General features: G+C 71.0%; 18 protein-coding genes. 12 read left to right on the top strand and 6 right to left on the bottom strand.

Annotated features, from left to right (window positions below; translation table 11 throughout):
* Positions 1-99 precede the first annotated feature (99 nt).
* The 7 genes from D3273_RS07065 to D3273_RS07035 all read left to right on the top strand — a co-directional run bounded on the left by D3273_RS07065 (position 100) and on the right by D3273_RS07035 (position 6,238).
* Positions 100-855 carry an ABC transporter ATP-binding protein gene (locus D3273_RS07065; RefSeq protein WP_129224900.1) on the top strand — a complete coding sequence of 252 codons (756 nt, stop codon included), beginning with the start codon at positions 100-102 and terminating at the stop codon, positions 853-855.
* Positions 848-1,594, top strand: a complete 747-nt coding sequence (locus D3273_RS07060; RefSeq protein WP_129224899.1) for an ABC transporter ATP-binding protein — start codon at positions 848-850, stop codon at positions 1,592-1,594. Before D3273_RS07065 ends, D3273_RS07060 begins: the two co-directional genes overlap by 8 nt.
* Positions 1,595-1,617: 23 nt before the next feature.
* Complete coding sequence (locus D3273_RS07055; RefSeq protein ID WP_129224897.1) at positions 1,618-2,823, top strand: ABC transporter substrate-binding protein; 1,206 nt, start codon at positions 1,618-1,620, stop codon at positions 2,821-2,823.
* A 16-nt stretch (positions 2,824-2,839) separates the two neighbouring features.
* Positions 2,840-3,727, top strand: a complete 888-nt coding sequence (locus tag D3273_RS07050) for a branched-chain amino acid ABC transporter permease (RefSeq protein WP_129224895.1) — start codon at positions 2,840-2,842, stop codon at positions 3,725-3,727.
* 2 nt (positions 3,728-3,729) lie between these two features.
* On the top strand, positions 3,730-4,716 hold the full coding sequence (locus D3273_RS07045) for a branched-chain amino acid ABC transporter permease (protein ID WP_428977761.1): 987 nt from the start codon (positions 3,730-3,732) through the stop codon (positions 4,714-4,716).
* 54 nt (positions 4,717-4,770) lie between these two features.
* On the top strand, positions 4,771-5,256 hold the full coding sequence (locus D3273_RS07040; RefSeq protein ID WP_129224891.1) for a CCDC90 family protein: 486 nt from the start codon (positions 4,771-4,773) through the stop codon (positions 5,254-5,256).
* A 214-nt stretch (positions 5,257-5,470) separates the two neighbouring features.
* Entirely contained in the window at positions 5,471-6,238 is a 768-nt protein-coding gene (locus D3273_RS07035) for a hypothetical protein (RefSeq protein WP_129224889.1), read from the top strand.
* A gap of 594 nt (positions 6,239-6,832) precedes the next feature.
* Here D3273_RS07035 and D3273_RS07030 read toward each other — a convergent pair.
* Both D3273_RS07030 and D3273_RS07025 read right to left on the bottom strand, forming a co-directional pair.
* Positions 6,833-7,606: a hypothetical protein gene (locus D3273_RS07030; protein ID WP_129224887.1), complete on the bottom strand. Its 774-nt coding sequence runs from the start codon at positions 7,604-7,606 to the stop codon at positions 6,833-6,835.
* On the bottom strand, positions 7,591-8,616 hold the full coding sequence (locus D3273_RS07025) for an MBL fold metallo-hydrolase (RefSeq protein WP_165359407.1): 1,026 nt from the start codon (positions 8,614-8,616) through the stop codon (positions 7,591-7,593). Before D3273_RS07025 ends, D3273_RS07030 begins: the two co-directional genes overlap by 16 nt.
* 236 nt (positions 8,617-8,852) lie before the next feature.
* Between D3273_RS07025 and ilvA the strand changes: the two genes are divergently transcribed.
* Positions 8,853-10,430 carry a threonine ammonia-lyase, biosynthetic gene (gene ilvA, locus D3273_RS07020; protein WP_129224883.1) on the top strand — a complete coding sequence of 526 codons (1,578 nt, stop codon included), beginning with the start codon at positions 8,853-8,855 and terminating at the stop codon, positions 10,428-10,430.
* 58 nt (positions 10,431-10,488) lie between these two features.
* On the opposite strand, the gene D3273_RS07015 is transcribed toward ilvA, so the two are convergent.
* Positions 10,489-10,818, bottom strand: coding sequence for a hypothetical protein (locus D3273_RS07015; protein WP_129224881.1), 330 nt, complete (start codon positions 10,816-10,818; stop codon positions 10,489-10,491).
* A gap of 119 nt (positions 10,819-10,937) precedes the next feature.
* Positions 10,938-11,954, bottom strand: a complete 1,017-nt coding sequence (locus D3273_RS07010) for an MBL fold metallo-hydrolase (RefSeq protein ID WP_129224879.1) — start codon at positions 11,952-11,954, stop codon at positions 10,938-10,940.
* 91 nt (positions 11,955-12,045) lie between these two features.
* On the opposite strand from D3273_RS07010, the gene D3273_RS07005 reads away from it, so the two are divergent.
* On the top strand, positions 12,046-12,459 hold the full coding sequence (locus tag D3273_RS07005) for a DUF4174 domain-containing protein (RefSeq protein ID WP_129224877.1): 414 nt from the start codon (positions 12,046-12,048) through the stop codon (positions 12,457-12,459).
* A 10-nt stretch (positions 12,460-12,469) separates the two neighbouring features.
* On the opposite strand, the gene D3273_RS07000 is transcribed toward D3273_RS07005, so the two are convergent.
* Positions 12,470-14,893: a putative bifunctional diguanylate cyclase/phosphodiesterase gene (locus tag D3273_RS07000; RefSeq protein WP_129224875.1), complete on the bottom strand. Its 2,424-nt coding sequence runs from the start codon at positions 14,891-14,893 to the stop codon at positions 12,470-12,472.
* Positions 14,894-15,248: 355 nt separating this feature from the next.
* Between D3273_RS07000 and D3273_RS06995 the strand changes: the two genes are divergently transcribed.
* The 3 genes from D3273_RS06995 to D3273_RS06985 all read left to right on the top strand — a co-directional run bounded on the left by D3273_RS06995 (position 15,249) and on the right by D3273_RS06985 (position 17,384).
* A complete protein-coding gene (locus D3273_RS06995) occupies positions 15,249-15,740 on the top strand; it encodes a DUF983 domain-containing protein (RefSeq protein ID WP_129224873.1) in 492 nt (163 codons plus the stop codon).
* A 150-nt stretch (positions 15,741-15,890) separates the two neighbouring features.
* Positions 15,891-16,298 carry a DUF6481 family protein gene (locus D3273_RS06990; protein WP_129224978.1) on the top strand — a complete coding sequence of 136 codons (408 nt, stop codon included), beginning with the start codon at positions 15,891-15,893 and terminating at the stop codon, positions 16,296-16,298.
* Positions 16,299-16,367: 69 nt separating this feature from the next.
* Positions 16,368-17,384: a hypothetical protein gene (locus D3273_RS06985; protein WP_129224871.1), complete on the top strand. Its 1,017-nt coding sequence runs from the start codon at positions 16,368-16,370 to the stop codon at positions 17,382-17,384.
* A 22-nt stretch (positions 17,385-17,406) separates the two neighbouring features.
* Here the strand turns inward: D3273_RS06985 and D3273_RS06980 are convergent, their stop codons facing one another.
* Entirely contained in the window at positions 17,407-17,787 is a 381-nt protein-coding gene (locus D3273_RS06980) for a DUF3303 domain-containing protein (RefSeq protein ID WP_165359406.1), read from the bottom strand.
* Positions 17,788-17,844: the final 57 nt, after the last annotated feature.

The raw sequence follows: 17,844 nt of genomic DNA, 5'->3' as shown, positions 1-17,844 counted from the left end.
AGCCGATCCTGCCCCTTGCCCGCCTCCCCGCGATCGGCCATGGTGCGCGGCAACAAAGCATGGCTGCCATGACGCGGTCGGGGCACAGCGGGAGGACGCGTGGCGGAGGACTTCATCCTCACGACGCAGGGTTTGGCGAAGGAGTTCCGCGGCATCGTGGCGGTCGATGGCGTCGATCTTCGGGTGCGGCGCGGCACCATCCACGCGCTGATCGGCCCCAACGGCGCCGGCAAGACCACCTGCTTCAACCTCCTCACCAAGTTCCTGTCGCCGACGCGCGGCCGCATCAGCTTCAACGGGCGCGACATCACCCGCACGGCGCCGGCCGACGTGGCCCGCCAGGGCCTCGTGCGGTCCTTCCAGATCTCCGCCACCTTTCCCCACCTCAGCGTGCTGGAGAACGTCCGCGTGGCGCTGCAGCGGCGGCGAGGCGACAATTTCGACTTCTGGCGCTCGGAAAAGCTGCTGCGCCGCTTCGACGGCGAAGCGCGGGACCTCATCGCGCAGGTCGGCCTCGCGGGTTTCGAGGACGGGCGCGCCGCCGACCTGTCCTACGGCCGCAAGCGCGCGTTGGAGCTCGCCACCACGCTGGCGCTCGAGCCCGAACTGATGCTGCTCGACGAGCCCATGGCCGGCATGGCCCACGAGGACATCGACCGCACCGCCGCCCTCATCCGCCGCGCCGCCGTGGGCCGCACCGTGCTGATGGTCGAGCACAACCTGTCGGTCGTGGCCTCGCTCAGCGACCGCATCACCGTGCTGGCGCGGGGCAAGGTGCTGGCCGAAGGCTCCTACGAGGACGTGTCGCGCGATCCCGCCGTCGTCGAGGCCTACATCGGGGTGGGACATGGTTGACGCCGCCGCCCTCGCCACGCCCGCCGCCGCGGCCCCGGCCGCTTCCAGCCTGTCCGTGTCCGACCTCCACGCCTGGTACGGCGAATCGCACGTGCTGCACGGCATGGCCTTCGAGGTGCCCAAGGGCCAGGTCGTGACGCTGCTCGGCCGCAACGGCGCCGGCAAGACCACCACGCTGCGCTCGATCATGGGCGTGATGAACAAGCGGAAGGGCTCGATCCGCTTCGAGGGGCGCGAAACCATCAAGCTGCCGTCGCGCGCCATCGCGCGGGCCGGCATCGGCTATTGCCCGGAAGAACGCGGCATCTTCGCGTCCCTGTCGGTGGAAGAGAACCTCATGCTGCCGCCCGTGGTGCGGCCCGGCGGCATGTCGCGCGACACGATCTTCGAGCTGTTCCCCAACCTCAAGGAGCGGCTCTCGTCCGGCGGCACCAAGATGTCGGGCGGCGAGCAGCAGATGCTCGCCATCGCCCGCATCCTGCGCTCGGGCGCGAGCCTCCTGCTGCTCGACGAGCCGACGGAAGGGCTCGCCCCCGTCATCGTGCAGCAGATCGGCCGCACGATCTCGCGCCTCAAGGCCGAAGGCTACACCATCGTCCTGGTGGAACAGAACTTCAGGTTCGCCGCCACGCTGGCGGACCGGCACTACGTGGTCGAGGGGGGGCGCGTCGTCGACACGTTCCTCAACGCCGACCTCCAAAGCAACATCGACAAGCTCCACGCCTACCTCGGCGTGTGAGACGGGAAGACGGGAGCGACACGATGCTGAAGCGGGTCCTGATGTGCGCCACCGCCGCCGCGGCGCTGCTCGGCGCGAGCCTGCCGGCCTACGCCGACGTGTCGGTGAAGATCGGCGTGCTCAACGACCGGTCGGGGCCCTACCTCGACATCTCGGGCGAGCCTTCCGTCAACGCCGCCAAGATGGCGGTCGAGGACTTCGGCGCCGAAGCCAAGGGCATCCACGTGTCCTTCGTCGCCGCCGACCACCAGAACAAGCCCGACACCGGCTCCAACGTCGCCCGGCAATGGTTCGACCAGGACGGCGTCGACGTCATCGTCGACGTGCCGAACTCGGGGGTCGCGCTCGCGGTCGCCAAGGTGACGCGCGAGAAGAACAAGATCTTCATGGATTCGGGCGCCGGCACCTCGGTGCTGACCGGCGAGCAATGCTCGCCCAACACCGTGCACTGGACCTACGACACCTACGCGCTGGCGAAGAGCACCGCGACCTCCATCCTGAAGGAGGGCGGCAAGAGCTGGTACTTCCTCACCGCCGACTACGCCTTCGGCCACGCCCTCCAGGCTGACGCCACCCGGTTCGTGAAGCAGGCCGGCGGCACCGTGGTGGGCTCGGTCGACACGCCCTTCCCGTCCTCCGACTTCTCGTCCTTCCTGCTCCAGGGCCAGGGCTCGGGCGCCCAGGTCATCGGCCTCGCCAACGCGGGGTCGGACACCGTCAATTCCATCAAGCAGGCGGCGGAGTTCGGCGTGGTGCAGGGGGGGCAGCGGCTCGCGGGGCTGCTCGTCTTCATCACGGACGTGCACGCCCTGGGCCTGCAGGTCGCCCAGGGGCTGAACCTCACCACGGCCTTCTATTGGGACCACGACGACGGCACGCGCGCCTGGACGAAGCGCTACGAGGCCGTGAACGACGGCAAGGTCCCCACCATGGACCAGGCCGGCGTCTACGCGTCCGTGCTGCACTACCTGAAGGCCGTCGACGCCCTGCACGGCAAGGACACCGCGGCCGTGATGGCCAAGATGCGCGAGATGCCGACCGACGACCCCCTGTTCGGCCACGGCCGGCTGCGCATCGACGGGCGCGTCACCCACGACATGTACCTCTACCAGGTGAAGACGCCGGCCGAATCAAAGGGCAAGTACGATTACTACAAGCTCCTCGACACCATCCCGGCCGAGCAGGCGTTCCGGCCGCTGGCCGACGACAACTGCCCTCTGGTGAAGTGAGCCCGGACGCCCGGACATGCACACGTTCCTCGGCATCCCCACGCAGGTGCTGTTCGGCCAGCTCACGCTGGGGCTCATCAACGGCGCCTTCTACGCGCTCCTGAGCCTCGGCCTGGCGGTGATCTTCGGCCTGCTGAACATCGTCAACTTCAGCCACGGCGCCCTCTACATGATGGGCGCCTTCGCGGGCTACATCCTGCTGCAGGTCTTCGGCGTGAACTATTGGGGCGCGCTGGTGCTGGCGCCGCTCATCGTCGGCGCCTTCGGGATCGTCATCGAGCGCACCATGATGGCGCGGCTGTACCGGCTCGACCCGATCTACGGCCTGCTGCTGACCTTCGGGCTGGCGCTGATCATCCAGGGCCTGTTCCGCAACTCCTACGGCGTGTCCGGCCTGCCCTACGCCGCGCCGCCCATCTTCAGGGCGCCCCTGCAGCTCGGCTTCATGGTGCTCCCGGCGTATCGCGCCTGGGTGATCGTGGCGTCGCTCGTCGTGTGCCTCGCCACCTGGTTCACCATCGAGAAGACGAGCCTCGGCGCGACGCTGCGGGCCGCCACCGAGAACCCCGTCATGGTGTCGGCCTTCGGCATCAACGTGCCGCGCCTCGTCACCCTCACCTACGGCTTCGGCGTCGCGCTGGCGGCGCTGGCGGGAGTGCTGGCGGCGCCGATCTATTCGGTGAACCCCAACATGGGGGCCGACATCATCATCGTGGTCTTCGCCGTGGTGGTGATCGGCGGCATGGGGTCGATCCTCGGCTCGGTGATCACCGGCTTCGCGCTGGGGCTGTGCGAAGGGCTCACCAAGGTGGTCTACCCCCAGGCATCCTCCACCGTGATCTTCGTCATCATGATCGCGGTCCTGATGGTGAAACCCAACGGCCTGTTCGGGAGGGCAGCATGAGCGTGGCCGATCCGGTCGCCCCGGCCCAGGTCGCCGCGCCCGGCGCGGCGGACCCGCGGCGCCACGACGGCGCCGTCCACGCGGCGATCTTCGCCGGGCTGGTGGTGGTGCTGGCGGCCGCGCCCTTCCTGGCCTACCCGGTCTTCGTGATGCGGGTGATGTGCTTCGCGCTCTTCGCCTCCGCCTTCAACCTTCTGCTCGGCTACGGCGGGCTGCTGTCCTTCGGCCACGCCGCCTATTTCGGCCTCGCCTCCTACGTCTGCGCCCATGCGGCGCGAAGCTGGGGCGTCGACCCGGCGCTGGCGATCCTGCTCGGCACGCTGGCGTCGGGCGCCCTCGGCGCCGTGTTCGGCGCGGTGGCGATCCGCCGCCAGGGCATCTACTTCTCGATGATCACCCTGGCCCTGGCGCAGATCGTGTATTTCGCGTCCCTGCAGGCCCCCTTCACGGGCGGCGAGGACGGCATCCAGGGCGTGCCGCGCGGAAAGCTGTTCGGAGCGATCGACCTCGCCTCGGACGCGACGCTCTACGTCGTGGCGGCGGCGATCTTCGTCGCGGGGCTGCTGGTCATCTACCGCATCGTCCATTCGCCCTTCGGCCAGGTGCTGCGCGCCATCCGCGAGAACGAGAACCGCGCCCTGTCGCTGGGCTACCGGGTCGACCGCTACCGCCTCGCGGTCTTCGTGATGTCGGCGGCGCTGGCCGGGCTCGCGGGCTCAACTAAGGCGATCGTGTTCCAGCTCGCCTCCCTCACGGACGTGCATTGGACCATGTCGGGCGAAGTGGTGCTGATGACGCTGATCGGCGGCATGGGCACCATGTTCGGCCCCACGGTGGGGGCGCTCGTGTTCACGGCGCTGGAATTCTACCTGTCCTCCATCGGCTCGTGGGTGACGGTGGTCGAGGGCGGGGTCTTCGTGGTCTGCGTGCTGGCCTTCCGCGAGGGCATCGTCGGCGTGCTGGCCCGTCGGCTGCGCCGGCCGTTGTGACCTCTCGACGGCTCTTCCGCGGCGCGTTAGGCTTCCGAGGGAAAGGGAGCGGCCGTGACCGTCATGTTCGACACGCTGAAGTTCGCCCGCGCCCTGCGCGACGGCGGCCAGTTCACGACCGAACAATCGGAGCGCCTGTCGGACGCCCTGTCGGACGCGATCTCGGGCGAGGTGGTGTCGCGAGCCGACCTTCAAGCCACCGAGGCCAAACTCGGGCGCAAGATCGACGACCTCGACGCCAAGATCGACGATCTGGAAGGGAAGCTCAACCGCAGGATCGACGACCTCGAAGCCAAGCTCGACCGCAGGATCGACGACCTCGAAGCCAAGCTCGACCGCAGGATCGACGACCTCGAAGGCAAGCTCGACCACGGCCTCAAGGACGTGCGGACGGAACTCAAGGCCGAGATCAGGGGCGTCGAAGCCAGGATCGAGGCCGCCAAGGCCGACACGATCAAGTGGATCGTCGGCATCGTCGGCTTCCAGAGCGTCGCCATCATCGGGGCCGCCATCGTGCTGGCCCGCATCCTCGCCCGCTGAGCGGCCTCACGCCCGCCGCCGGCGCGCCGAAGACCGAGACTTCGGAGTCGCGGCTCGAAGCACGGACCGGTCGCTCGACGCCGCGATGGCGTTCAGCCGGCCTTAAACTCCCGGTGGCAGAGTGGTGTCCGGGGCGATCCGCCGTCGCTGGGAGGCGTTGAGGCGTGGCTCGGAGCCGATGCCCCGCCGGGTGTCCAGCACGGAGACGACGAGGATGGAGTCGATCGGCATCGCGGGGTCGCCCAGGATGGAGACCTGGATTGTCGACCTGTTGTTCGGCCAGCCGGGGCAGGCCACGACCGACACGGCGGCGACCGCACCCACGGCGCCCCCCGCCGTCTCGGTGGCTTCGGTGGCCAGGAGCGCTGTGGCTGCCGGCACCGGCCATGCGATCTCGGCCCTCCAGGCGGGCGGCACCGGCGCGGCACCGGATACGGGAACGACGGATCCGAAGTATATGACCGTCGCCCAAGCCAACGCCCTGGTGACGTCGAACAACGCGATGACGTCAGAACAGATCAGCAAAGCATTCTACAGCGGCAAAGGTCTTCAAGATCCAGGGCTTGGGGTGACAGAAACGTTCTCCACTATAGTTCAGATGGAAAGGGACGCCGCTCAGACTTATCTGAACTGGGCGAACGACCCGGCCTCGGCTCCTCCGGTGCGCCCAGACCCGGATTCTTTGAGGGCGATGGCCGCCCAAACCAACGCCTACGCCGATTCTATGCAGAAGGCGTTCGACAATCACACCCTCGTCATACAGAAGATGTCGGATATTCAAAGCCTGAACTATACAGAGAGAGAGGTATTTGGCGGCCCAGGTCCAGACTCGCAGCCGGAGTCCGGCACTTGGTCCGGCGGCTATGATAAGGAGGCGATGAACCAGTTCATATCACAATTCAAGGATGGCAAGCACTTGGGCGGTCCGTTCATAGGTGGCGTACAGTTGCTGATGACATGGACGGATGATAGTCTGACATAGTCGATATGAAACTGAGATTGCGGATAGTGCGTCGAGTCCAGGTGAGAGCGACCGCTGCCGCCCCGTAACGATGCGGACGATGAAGGAAGATCCGCAGGTCGCCACAGGCGATCTGTCATTCACAAACTCATCGGTCGTCATCCTTTTGGAGATACCCGTCCACGAGCGTTCCAGGATTTCTAATCTCAGCATCGCTGTTTTCCCGCCCTACGTCGAGCATCGGACGGGGAAAGTATAACGGAAATCAAATCCATAGTGCGTGTGGATTTCAACAATCCACACGCACTCAGATTATTTTCTTATATCCAATTATATGGTTTCCGCGAAATTGGTTCGGTCGCACCCGATCCGCCTCCTCCACCATCAACATACTTCGTATGAGGGTACCATCCCGGCTCGCCGGGATGGGTGCCCGTTCCTCTCCTCCGCTTCGCAGAGGAGGACAAGCGCACGACGGCGGCCGCTCTGATCCTTCTCCGCAGGCGGAGGAGGGGGACCGCGCGCGGCGCGGTGGAGGAGGCGGACCAGAGACGACCGCGCAGCACTGTTCCGAACCACTCACCCGGAAGCGGTATTACCTAATCGTCGTTTTTCCTAATTGTTGTATGTTTCGATGCTGAAGTTCGCCGTATAAGTGCATGTTCCATTAAGTGTAGAACATCCAGGGGTCGCGGTTAATCCATTATATTTACATCCCGGCTGGAGTCGGCTTCCCGCGAAGGTGTATTTATTGATGAACGCATAAGCAGTCGGCCTCGCCGAGCTTCCATCCGCGTTGACCGTTCCCCCCGAGATGGTGAAGCCGCATTCGTTGCGGTTCCCGTTCGGCGAAGCGAAGCCGACGTAATACGTGCCGCTCGGGCTTGATCCGTTCGTCGGCGGAACGCTCGCCGAGGCCGTCGCGCTGCTGCCCTGGTAGAAGGTCGTCGGCGTCATGGGCCCGCAGCTCATGCCCGTGCAGGTCGACGGATCGAGCTGGGTGACCGGGTTCCCGCTGAGGGCGAAATTGTCGGTGATGACCCACTGGTAGGTCACGCTGCCAGCTCGGGCCGGTACGGCCACCAGGGAGGCGGCGAGCGCCAAGGGCAGAGCCGATCGCAGAAGTGAAAGCATGAGGACCTCCGAACGTCGGACCGAAGATTCGGTTGCATCCGACACGGGAAGACAACCCGAGATCGGATGGATCGACGAGGAGGTTTCGACCGACGGCCGCATTTGCGCGATGAGCTGTGCCGTTTCCGCAACTCTTGATGTCGACCTCCTTGAAACGAGGAACCGCAACCCTCGTGCGCCGCCGATGAGAAGCGTCGCCGGTGATGGGGAGGGGAGACGGCCCGGCGGATGGACGGGCTTCAGCTCGACCGCCACCGCCGCAGGCTCCCGTCCCGCACCTCCGTCAGGTCCCCCCGCCGCGCCATCAGGTTGACGTGGGCCAGCGTTTCGCTGAAGGCGAACCAGAACTGGTGGGCGTCGAGCTCCATGGTGAACAGCAGCGGCACGATCTCGGCCGCGGTCGGCGGCGCGTCGGGATCGCAGAACCGCGCGAGGTCGGCGCAGCGTGCCGCGTGGTGCGCGGCGAGGTCGGCACAGCGGCGGTGTAGCCCGAAGAAGGGCAGCCGATGCCCCGGCAGCACCAGCGTGCGGTCCGGCACGCGCGCCGGCAGGTCCGCCAGCGACGCCACGTAGCGGCCGAGCGGGTCGTCCTCGGGCTTCTCCTCCGCCACCGACACGTTGGGCGAGATCTGCGGCAGCACGTGGTCGGCGGCGAACAGCAGGTCGTGGGCGGGCACGTGCAACAGCACCTGCGCGGGCGAATGGCCGGCATAGGTCATCGCTTCGGCCTCGAAACGCCCGATCCGGACGATGTCGCCCGCCCGCAACGGGGCATAGCGCCGTGGCAGGTCGGGCACCACCGCGCGGTAGCGGTCGAGGCGCTGCCCCATGCGGTCGAGCTGCTCGGGCGTCAGCCCGTGGCCGAGGTAGAAGCCGCGCTCGGCGCCGAGGTCGTCGGGCGTCGCGAGCCGGTGCACCCGCGCCGTCAGGTATTCGGTTTCGCCCATCGCCAGTTCGGCGCCCGTGCGCCCGCAGAGCCACGCGGCGGCACCGACGTGGTCGGGATGGTAGTGGGTGACGACCAGGCGCTCGACGGGCTTCCCCGCCAGCAGGCCGCCGAGCACGCCCTCCCACAGCGCCCGCGCTTCGGGGGTGTCGACCCCCGCGTCGACGACCGTCCAGCCGCGCTCTCCCTCGGCGAGGTACACGTTGACGTGGTCGAGGCGGAACGGCAGCGGCAGGCGCAGCCAGTGCAGGCCGGGGGCGACCTCCAGCGTCGCCCCGTTCGCGGGAGGGAGCGGGAACGGGTAGTCGAGCGCGATCACGGCGTGTCCTCGGCGGGTCGTCGCACCTGAATGGCGCCGGTCCCGGGGCGGCGTCAAGGCGGCGGCGAGGCCGCTCGGCAGGCCTTCGTGGGGCGGCCCACGACCGTCCGGGGCGCGGCAGGGACGACGGGCAGCCTGGGGCGGGCGGGCCCGCGTCGTGCTTCCCGAGGGTTGCGCGGTCGGCGTTTCGAGCGCACCACCACGCTGCACCTCCGCCCGAGCCCTCCCGTCCGCCCATGAACCTGCACCTGCCCTGGTCGAAGGCCACGCCCGACCCCGTCGACCTCAACGACTACGCCCGCCGCATCCTCACCTCGCGGGTCTACGACGTCGCGATCCAGACGCCGCTCGACCCGCTGCCGGCGTTGTCGGGGCGGCTCGGCAACCGCGTGCTGTTGAAGCGCGAGGACCTGCAGCCGGTCTTCTCCTTCAAGATCCGCGGCGCCTACAACAAGATGGCGGGGCTGTCGCGCGAGGTGCTGGAGCGCGGCGTCATCACGGCCTCGGCGGGCAACCACGCGCAGGGCGTGGCCTTCGCGGGCCAGCGGCTCGGCGTCGTCCCCACCATCGTGATGCCGCGCACCACGCCCGGCATCAAGGTGGCGGGCGTGCGGGCCCGCGGCGGCGACGCCGTGATCCACGGCGACAACTTCGACGAGGCGTCCCAATACGCCCAGAAGCTCTGCGCCGAGCGCGGCCTCACCTACGTGCCGCCCTACGACGACCCGGACGTCATCGCCGGCCAGGGCACGGTGGGGATGGAGATCCTGCAGCAGCACCCCGAGCCGATCGAGGCCATCTTCGTCCCCGTAGGCGGCGGCGGCCTCGCGGCCGGCATCGCCGCCTACGTCAAGTTCCTGCGGCCCGACGTGAAGGTGATCGGCGTCGAGCCCGACGACGCCGCCTCCATGAAAGCCGCCATCGCAACCGGCGAGCGCGTGGTGCTCGACCGCGTGGGCCTGTTCGCCGACGGCGTCGCGGTGCGTCAGGCCGGGCAGGAGAACTTCCGCATCTGCCGCCAGTGCCTCGACGAGGTCATCACCGTCACGACGGACGAGATCTGCGCCGCCGTGAAGGACATCTTCGACGGCACCCGCGCGGTGTCGGAGCCCGCCGGCGGCGTGTCGCTCGCGGGCCTGAAGCGCTACGCCGCCCTGCACGGCCTCGAAGGCCGGACGCTGGTGGCGATCAACTCCGGCGCCAACCTCAACTTCGACCGCCTTCGCCACATCGCCGAGCGGGCGGAGATCGGCGAAGGCCGCGAAGCGCTGCTCGCCGTGACGATCCCCGAGGAGGCCGGCTCCTACCGGCGCTTCATGCAGGTGCTGGGGCCGCGCTCCATCACGGAATTCAACTATCGCCAGACGGGCCCCGGCATCCCGGCCCACATCTTCGTCGGCGTCGAGCTGCGCGGCGGCCAGGCGGAGAAGCGCGACATCGTGGCGGCCCTGGGCCAGGCCGGCTATCCCGTCGTCGACCTCAGCGACGACGAGATCGCCAAGGTCCACGTCCGCCACATGGTGGGCGGGCGCGTGGCCGGGCTGGCACACGAGCGGGTCATGCGCTTCCAGTTCCCGGAATACCCGGGGGCGCTCCTGAACTTCCTCAACGGCCTCGGCCAGTTCTGGAACATCACCTTGTTCCATTACCGGAACCACGGTGCCGACTACGGCCGGGTGCTGGCGGGCTTCGACGTGCCCGTGACCGAGCGCGGACGCTTCGCCGAAGCCATCGAGGCGCTGGGCTATCCGTCCTGGGACGAGAGCGACAACCCGGCGATCCGCCTGTTCCTGGACGCCAACGCGGCCGGTTGAGCCGCGCCGCGTTCACGCCGCCGTCGGCGTCGGGCCACGGCCGGGGGCCGTTCGCCCTTCAGCAGGCGCCGGTGCTGGACGCCTTCGGCGGGGCGGCGATCGGGTCGAGGCCCTTGGCGGTCGCCGGCTGAACCGAGGGCGAGCCCGCGACCGGGCCGTTGCTGGTGGTCCCCACGTAGGACCCGCCCAGGCCCGCGCCCGTGAACCCGTTGTTGCCGGTGTTGCCGGGCGCGGTACCGCCGGCGGAATCCTGCTCCTTCGGCGTCGTCGGCGCGTTCACCACGCCGGCGTTGCAGCCCGCCTTCGACGGCTCGGTCGACTGCGTCTGCGCCCCGGCCCAGGCCGTCGCACCCAGAAGCGCCGCGGCGGCGATTGTCAGCACACGCATGGTCCGATCCTCCCGGCGACGCGGCCGTGCGCCCGTCGCGTGCCGCGGTTGTTCCCCCGACGCCCCGGCCCGTCAAGGGCACGGCCCGTCGGGGGCGCGGCGCGACGGGCCACGGCCCGTCAGGGGTCGGCGGGCGCGGCGGCCTCGGCGGGCAGCGGCCGGCGCCGCCACACCAGCGTGGTGCCGAAGTCCGGCGTCCTGAACGCGGCCTCGTCGAGCCCCGCCTCGGCCCGCGCCCTGGCGAGCGCGACGAGCGGCGCGTCGATCGCCTCGTCGGTGAGCTGGAACGTCCCCCAATGGAGGCCGAGGCTCATCGCCGCGCCGAGGTCGCGATGCGCCAGCACGGCGTCGGCCGGGTCCATGTGCTGGGCCGCCATGAACCAGCGCGGCTCGTAGGCGCCGATCGGCAGCAGCGCCACGTCGGGCTTGAGCGCGCGCCCGATGGCGGCGAAATGCGGGCCGTAGCCGGAATCGCCCGCGAAGCAGATGCAGGCGCCCCCCGCCTGCAGGGCATGGCCGCCCCACAGCGCCCGGCGCCGGTCCCACGGGCTGCGGCTCGACCAGTGCTGCGCCGGCAGGTAGGTGACGTCGACGCCCCGCGCCGGGGTGCAGCACTGCCACCAGTCGAGTTCGACCACGCCGCCGATGCCGTGCCGGGCGAGCACGCGCCCGTTGCCCAGGCCCGTGACGATCCGCGGCGCCGACCGCGCCTGCAGCCGTTTCAGCGTCGGCACGTCCATGTGGTCGTAATGGTTGTGGCTGAGCAACACGAGGTCGATGCGGGGGAGGTCGTCGAAGGCGATGCCCGGCGCCCGCACGCGCTTCGGCCCCGCGAAGCCGAGCGGGCTGGCGCGCTCGGACCACACCGGATCGGTGAGGACGTTGCAGCCCTCGACCTGCACCAGCACCGTGCTCTGCCCGACGAGCGTCAGCAGGACCTCGCCGGGGCCGGCCCCGGCCGGGGGCGGCGGGGCCGGGACGTTGGGCACCGAGGCCGGCCAGGGCACGCGCACGCCGTCGCGCCGCCAGCGCCACAGGTCGGCTAGGCTCCGGTCGGTGTCGACGCCGGGGTTGAAGAACGTCCGCCCGTCGCAATGGTCGGACACGGGAAAGGGCGGCGCGCTGGGCTGGCTCATCGCGGGGACCTGACCCGGGCTTTGCGGCGAAACCGGGGACCCGGAAGGGCGGCCCGGGCGTTGAAGGGCCGTCTCGACAGGGAGGGACGACATGGCGGGCCTCGTCCACCTTCTGTCCTGCGCCGCGCTGGCGGTCGCCGCGGCGGCGCCTGCGCACGCCGCCGAGGATCCGATCGGCCGCCTGCGCTGGCGGAGCCGCGTCGTGGTGGCGCTCGCGCCGACGCGCGACGACCCGGCCCTGGCGCGGCAGCGACGGCTGTTCGCGGCGCTCGGCCCCGAGGGCGGCGAGCGCGACCTCGTCCTCGTCGAAGCGCCGGAGGACACGCCCGACGGGGCCGCGCTGCATCGGCGGTTCGGCGCCGGCGGGGGCTTCACGGCGATCCTGGTGGGCAAGGACGGGGGCGAGAAGCTGCGCTCGGCGGCGCCGCTCGGCCGCGAAACGCTGTTCCCCGTCATCGACGCCATGCCGATGCGTCGCCGGGAAGTCACGCCCCTTCGGCGCTGATGCCGGCGGATCAGGCCGCCGCGGCCGGCCGCAGGTCCGGCCCGAGGTCGAAGACGAGCTCGGCGCCAGGCCGCGGCCGCCCGAAATGGTACCCCTGCACCTGGTCGCAGCCGGCCGCCTGCAGCTGGGCGAATTGTTCGGCGGTTTCCACGCCCTCGGCCGTCGTGGTCATGCCGAGGCTGGCGCCGAGCGCCGTGATGGACCGGACGATCTTGATGCAGTCGGGCCGGCTCGCGAGTTCGCGCACGAAGGACTGGTCGATCTTGATCTTGTCGAAGGGGAAGCGCCGCAGGTAGCTCAGCGACGAGTAGCCGGTGCCGAAATCGTCCATGGCGATGCGGATGCCGCGCTCCTTCAGGGCGTGCAGAGCGGCCAGGCTGTCGTCCCCCAGCGGCACGCTTTCCGTGATCTCCAGCTCCAGCCTGTGCGGGTGGAGGCCGGAAGCCGCCAGCGCCGCGTCCACGGCGGCGGCGAGGTCGGTCACCCCGAACTGGGCCGGCGACAGGTTCACCGCCACGGTCTGCTCACCGGGCCAGCCCGCCGCCCGGCGGCAGGCCTCGGCCAGCACCCAGGCGCCGATCTCGCCGATGAGGCCGATCTCCTCGGCGACCGGGATGAACTCGGCCGGCGACACCAGCCCCCGCGCCGGGTGGCGCCAGCGCAGCAACGCTTCGAACCCCGTGATGGCGAGCCGCCGCACGTCCACCAGCGGCTGGAAGAAGACGTCGAACTGCCCTGCCCCCAGCGCCTGGCGCAGGTCGGCTTCCAGCGCGCGCCGCGCGCGCCTCGCGGCGTCCATGTCGGGCACGAAGGCCCGCACCGCGCCGGGCCCCGCGAGCTTGGCCGCCGCGAGGGCGAGAAGGGCGTTCTTGAGCAGGCCGTCGGCCCCGTCCGCGCCGGACGGCGCCACGGCGTGGCCGGCGCAGGCAGTGGTGCGGCGGTCGACGCCCGCGATGCCGGAAGGCTCGCCCAGCGCCGCCTTCAGCCGAAGCGCGAGCGCTTCCGCGGCGGCCGGGTCGGCGCCGGCCTGCACCACGGCGAACTCGTCCCCGCCGAGCCGCGCCACCGCGCCGGAACCCGCCTGGGCGACGAGGCGCCGCCCGACCTCGCGCAGCAGTTCGTCGCCCGTGCCGTGACCGAAGCCGTCGTTGACCTCCTTGAACCCGTCGAGGTCGATGCAATGGACCGCGACGCCCGAACCGCGGCGCTCCGCGTCGGCCATGGCGGCATCGAGGTATTCGACGAGGGCCGTGCGGTTGAGGAGGCCCGTCAGCGGGTCGTGCCGCGCCAGGAAAGCGATGCGCGCTTCGGCCTGCCGGCGCTGCGTGATGTCGTCGTAGGTGGCGACCCAGCCCCCGTCCCGCATGGGGCGGTGCAGCACCGACAGGGTCCGGCGCGCGTCCGGGGCCGCGCCGGGGCCGGGCGGCAGGTCCTGGACGAAGGACTCCACCGCGTCGCCCTCTGTCGACAGGGTGCGCTGGCGGGCATGGACCTGCGCCAGCCACGGCCCCGCCGCCATCGCCACGAGGTCGGCGAAGGACAGGCCGGGGATGGGCGCGAAGTCGAGCCCGAACAGGTCCGCGAAACGCTGGTTGTAGACGACGAGGCGGTCGTCGGCGTCCACCATGCACAGCGCCATCGACATGTTGTTCAGCGCGGCGTCGAACCGCTTGTTCTGCAGCCCCAGTTCGCGGTCCCGCCGGTCCAGCACGGCGTTGCGGGCCTGCAGCTCGACCGCGGCGGCCGTGGTTTCGGCGTTGGCGGACGCGAGGGTGAGCGACGCCGCTTCGAGGCCGGCCGTCGAGGCGGCGAGCCTGTCCCGCACCTCGCCGAGCTTGCGGTTGTGCCAGAACAGCAGCGCCGACAGCGCCGCCCCGAAGGCGAAGAGCGACGACAGGACCGCGGTGAACACCGTGTACAGCCGGGCGAGCTCCGCCTGGCCCGCCGCCGCGCGGGCTTCGCCCAGGCGGTCCGCCGTGGCCGACAGGCGCGACAGCTCGAAATCGAGCGGCGCCATGAGTTGGAGCGCCGCGGCGCCGACCTCCGGCCGGCCGATGCGGTCCAGCATCGGCGCGAGCCGATCCATCAGCGCGGCGAGGCGGTCGGCCGTGGCGGCGGCTTCGGGCGCGCGGTCGAGCAGGGCCCGCACGTCCGGCGCGTCGAGGGCCATGACCCGCTCGCCCAGCCGGTCGAAGCGCAATCGCACGTCTTCCACGCCGACGGCCGAGGCGGGCGTGAGGGCGGCGGCGATGCGCTGCTCCAGGCGGGCGAATTCGAGCTCGACCCCGCTCGCCGCCGCGCAGGCCGCGCAATGGGACGCGACGCCGAGCTCGCCCTGCCGAGCCGCGATCATCGACGACACGTTCACGGCGGCGGCGAGCAGCCCGCAGGTGGCGCCGAGGAGGATGATCTTGCCAGCCTTGAGCGACAACACGCCTTGCATCCCCGTCGGGCAGCCGAAATGGCGGTCCCGCTCCGCGAGCAGCGCGCCGGGACGGACACACCGGCCGCTCCCGCCCGGCACGCGGCAGCGGCGCTGCTCCATCCTGGGCGACGCGGGTCCCGGTGGACCCGCCCGCGGTCGGCGGGACGCGGAAGGCCGCGCGTGCAGCGCCCCGGCTCGCCCTCACCCCCGCCGGAACCGGCTCTCCTCAGCTTATCCACAGCCCGGTTTACGGCGCGGTTAACGAGCCCTGCCCGGCGCGCGGCGGGGTGCAAACAGGCGGAGCGCGCGCCCATGTAGGGGCATCGGCCGGCGCCGCCGCCGTCCCGCAGCCCAGGACCCCGCCATGGAGACCGCCGCGACCCCCAACGGCCATGGGACGGCCCTCGAGGACGACCGCCGGCGCCTGTGGAGCGCGATGGGGCGCGGCGCCCTGCACCGTTGCCCGGCCTGCGGCAGGGGCGCCCTGTTCCGCGCCTACTTGAAGCCGGCGGAGGCCTGCGCGGCCTGTGGCGAAGCGCTGTTCCACCAGCGCGCCGACGACGCCCCTCCCTACGTGACCATCTTCGTGGTCGGCCACCTGATCGTCGCCGCCGCGGTGGGGGTCGACCTCGCCTACGCGTGGCCGCTGTGGCTGCACGCCGCGGTCTGGGCTCCCCTGACCGTGGCCCTGAGCCTGGGCCTCCTGCCCGTGGCCAAGGGCGCGCTGATCGGCCTGCAATGGGCGTTGCGCATGCATGGTTTCGGCCACGGTCCCGAGGAGGCCGAGGTCCGCCCCGCCGTCGCCCGGGTCGGGGCCGCCGCAGAGGCCCGACCGACCGCGCGACACCCCTTTTAGGCGCAACGCAGCCCTTCGGCGGCCCGGCGGAGCTTTTCAGCGCCCCGTGTCGTGCCTATATCGGTCTTGCGCCCGACGGCCGCGTGGCGCAGCCCGCTCGTTCGATCAGCGGATGATCCGAACCCGGCCGCACTCGAACATGGACGACAAGTGGGTAAGTTCAACAGCGCCAATTTCGCCGATCGCATCAGCTCCACCTCCGCGGCCAAGAAGGCCCTGGTCGAAAAACTGAAGACGAGGCCGGCGGACGACGACCCGGACGTGCTGCGCAAGCAGGCCGAGCGTCAGGCGATCGCCGAGGCTCGCGCCAAGCGCGAGGCCGAGAAGGAGGAGCAGCGTCGGCTGCAGCTCCAAAAGGAGGCCGAGGAGAAGGCCGCCCGCGAAGCCGCCGAGGCCGCCGCCGAGCTGGAGCGTTTGGCCCAGATCGAGCTCGACAAGCAGGCCGCCGAAGCGGCGCGCCTGGAGCGGGCCGCCCGCATCCTCGCCGACGAAGCCGCTCGGAAGTCGGCGCGCGACGCGCGCTACGCGGCCCGCAAGGCCCGCGTGAAGGGCGGCTGACCCGCCCTCGTCGCAGAAACGTTAAGGTTGAGACCCTAGCGTCGCCTCGTCCATCGTCGAGGTCAGCGCGTGTCCCATCCCCTCCTGTCGGCGCCCGCGCCGCGCCGCGCCGGCGCGGTTCCGAGCCGAATCGTCCGCCCCGCCGCCTGGACCTCTCGGCCCGAGGCGGCGGTCGCGGAGGTCGCCGTGCTCCTCACCGGCCGCGGCGACGTGGCCGCGATGGTGCGCGGATACCGGACCGTGCTGCCGCGCGCCCAGGTCTGGTTCTACGGCTTCGACCTGTCGGCCGAGGAGCGGGCTTCGGCCGAAGCGGCGGGTGTCGCCGTGCGCTCCGTGCCGCGCTGCGGCCGCGACGCCCTCGTCCGGCGCATGTTCGCCGAGGTCGACGCCGACATCTACATCCTGGCCCCCGCTTGGGGCGCCCACGACGCCTGCCTGGCGCCGCTGATCGTGGCCGAGGTCGAGGCGGGTCGAGACCTGGTCGACGTCCGCGCCGTATCGAGCGGCTCCGCCCCGAGCATCGGCGACAGGCTCCTCGTCCGCGCCGTGGACTTCGCCTTCGGGGGATGGGGCGACACGGTCCACTCGGACTTCAAGGCCTGCTCGCGGCGGTTCGCGATGTCGTATCACCGGACCGCGCCGCGCGGTGGCCAGTCGGCCCGCGACCTCGCCCTGCATGCTCTGCGCCTGCGCCTGCCGGTCGGGCGGGTGACGGCGCTGGAAGCGGAGCGCCCCGACGTCGTTTCCGTCCCGCCGCCGGGCGTCGCCGGCTGGGCCGCGCTCCTCGGCACGATCGTCCGCCTGCTCGTGGAAGAGCGCCCGCGGCGCATCCTGGGGCTCGCCGGCCTCGGCCTGATGGCGCTCGGCATCGCGTCGGCGGCGCCGGGCCTGGAGATCCGCCATTGGCGGGGCACCCTGCTCCCCGGACCGCGGACGCTCGCCGCCGCCGCATCGCTGGCGGCGGGGTTCGCCGTGGCGGCGGCGGGCGTCCTGCTCGACACGCTGGCCGCGGCCCGCCAGGAGGTCGGGCGCCTCGGCGCGGCCGCCATCCCGCGCCGGGCCGAGCGGGGCACCCCGGCGGCGTGACGGCCCGGCCGGGTTCCGCCCGTCAGTCTTCGGTGTCGTAGACGTCGTCGTCGGAGAAGGCGCCCTCGTGCGGCTCGGACGGCGGCATCTCGGGGAGGGTTTCGCGGCGGGCCGGCGGCGGCGCGGCCGGCTCCGCCGGGGCCGCCCCGTTGAACGACAGGTCGAGCACCGGCTCGATGCGGCACTCGTAGGCGGAGAAGAGGCCCGCGAGATGCTGCAGGTCCTCGGCTTCCGCGGTTTCCACGACGGCGTAGCCCCCGCCCCCGCCGATGCGCGACAGGAGTTCGTGGACCTTGAGCCCGGGCGGCATGGCGCGCTCCGTCAGCAGCCGCGCCGCGCGTCGCTGGGCCGCCGCGGGGTCGAAGTCCGCGCGCCGCTCGCGATAGGTCACCAAAAACTTCATCTGCGCATCCCCGTCCGCACCGCCGGCCCCCATAGGGCACGATCGGGCGACCGCGGC

The sequence above is a fragment of the Lichenibacterium minor genome, from assembly GCF_004137685.1.
GTDB classification, from domain to species: Bacteria; Pseudomonadota; Alphaproteobacteria; order Rhizobiales; family Beijerinckiaceae; genus Lichenihabitans; species Lichenihabitans minor.
The sequence above is the reverse complement of the archived record's forward strand: the minus strand, read 5'-3'. Positions and strand labels throughout refer to the sequence as shown.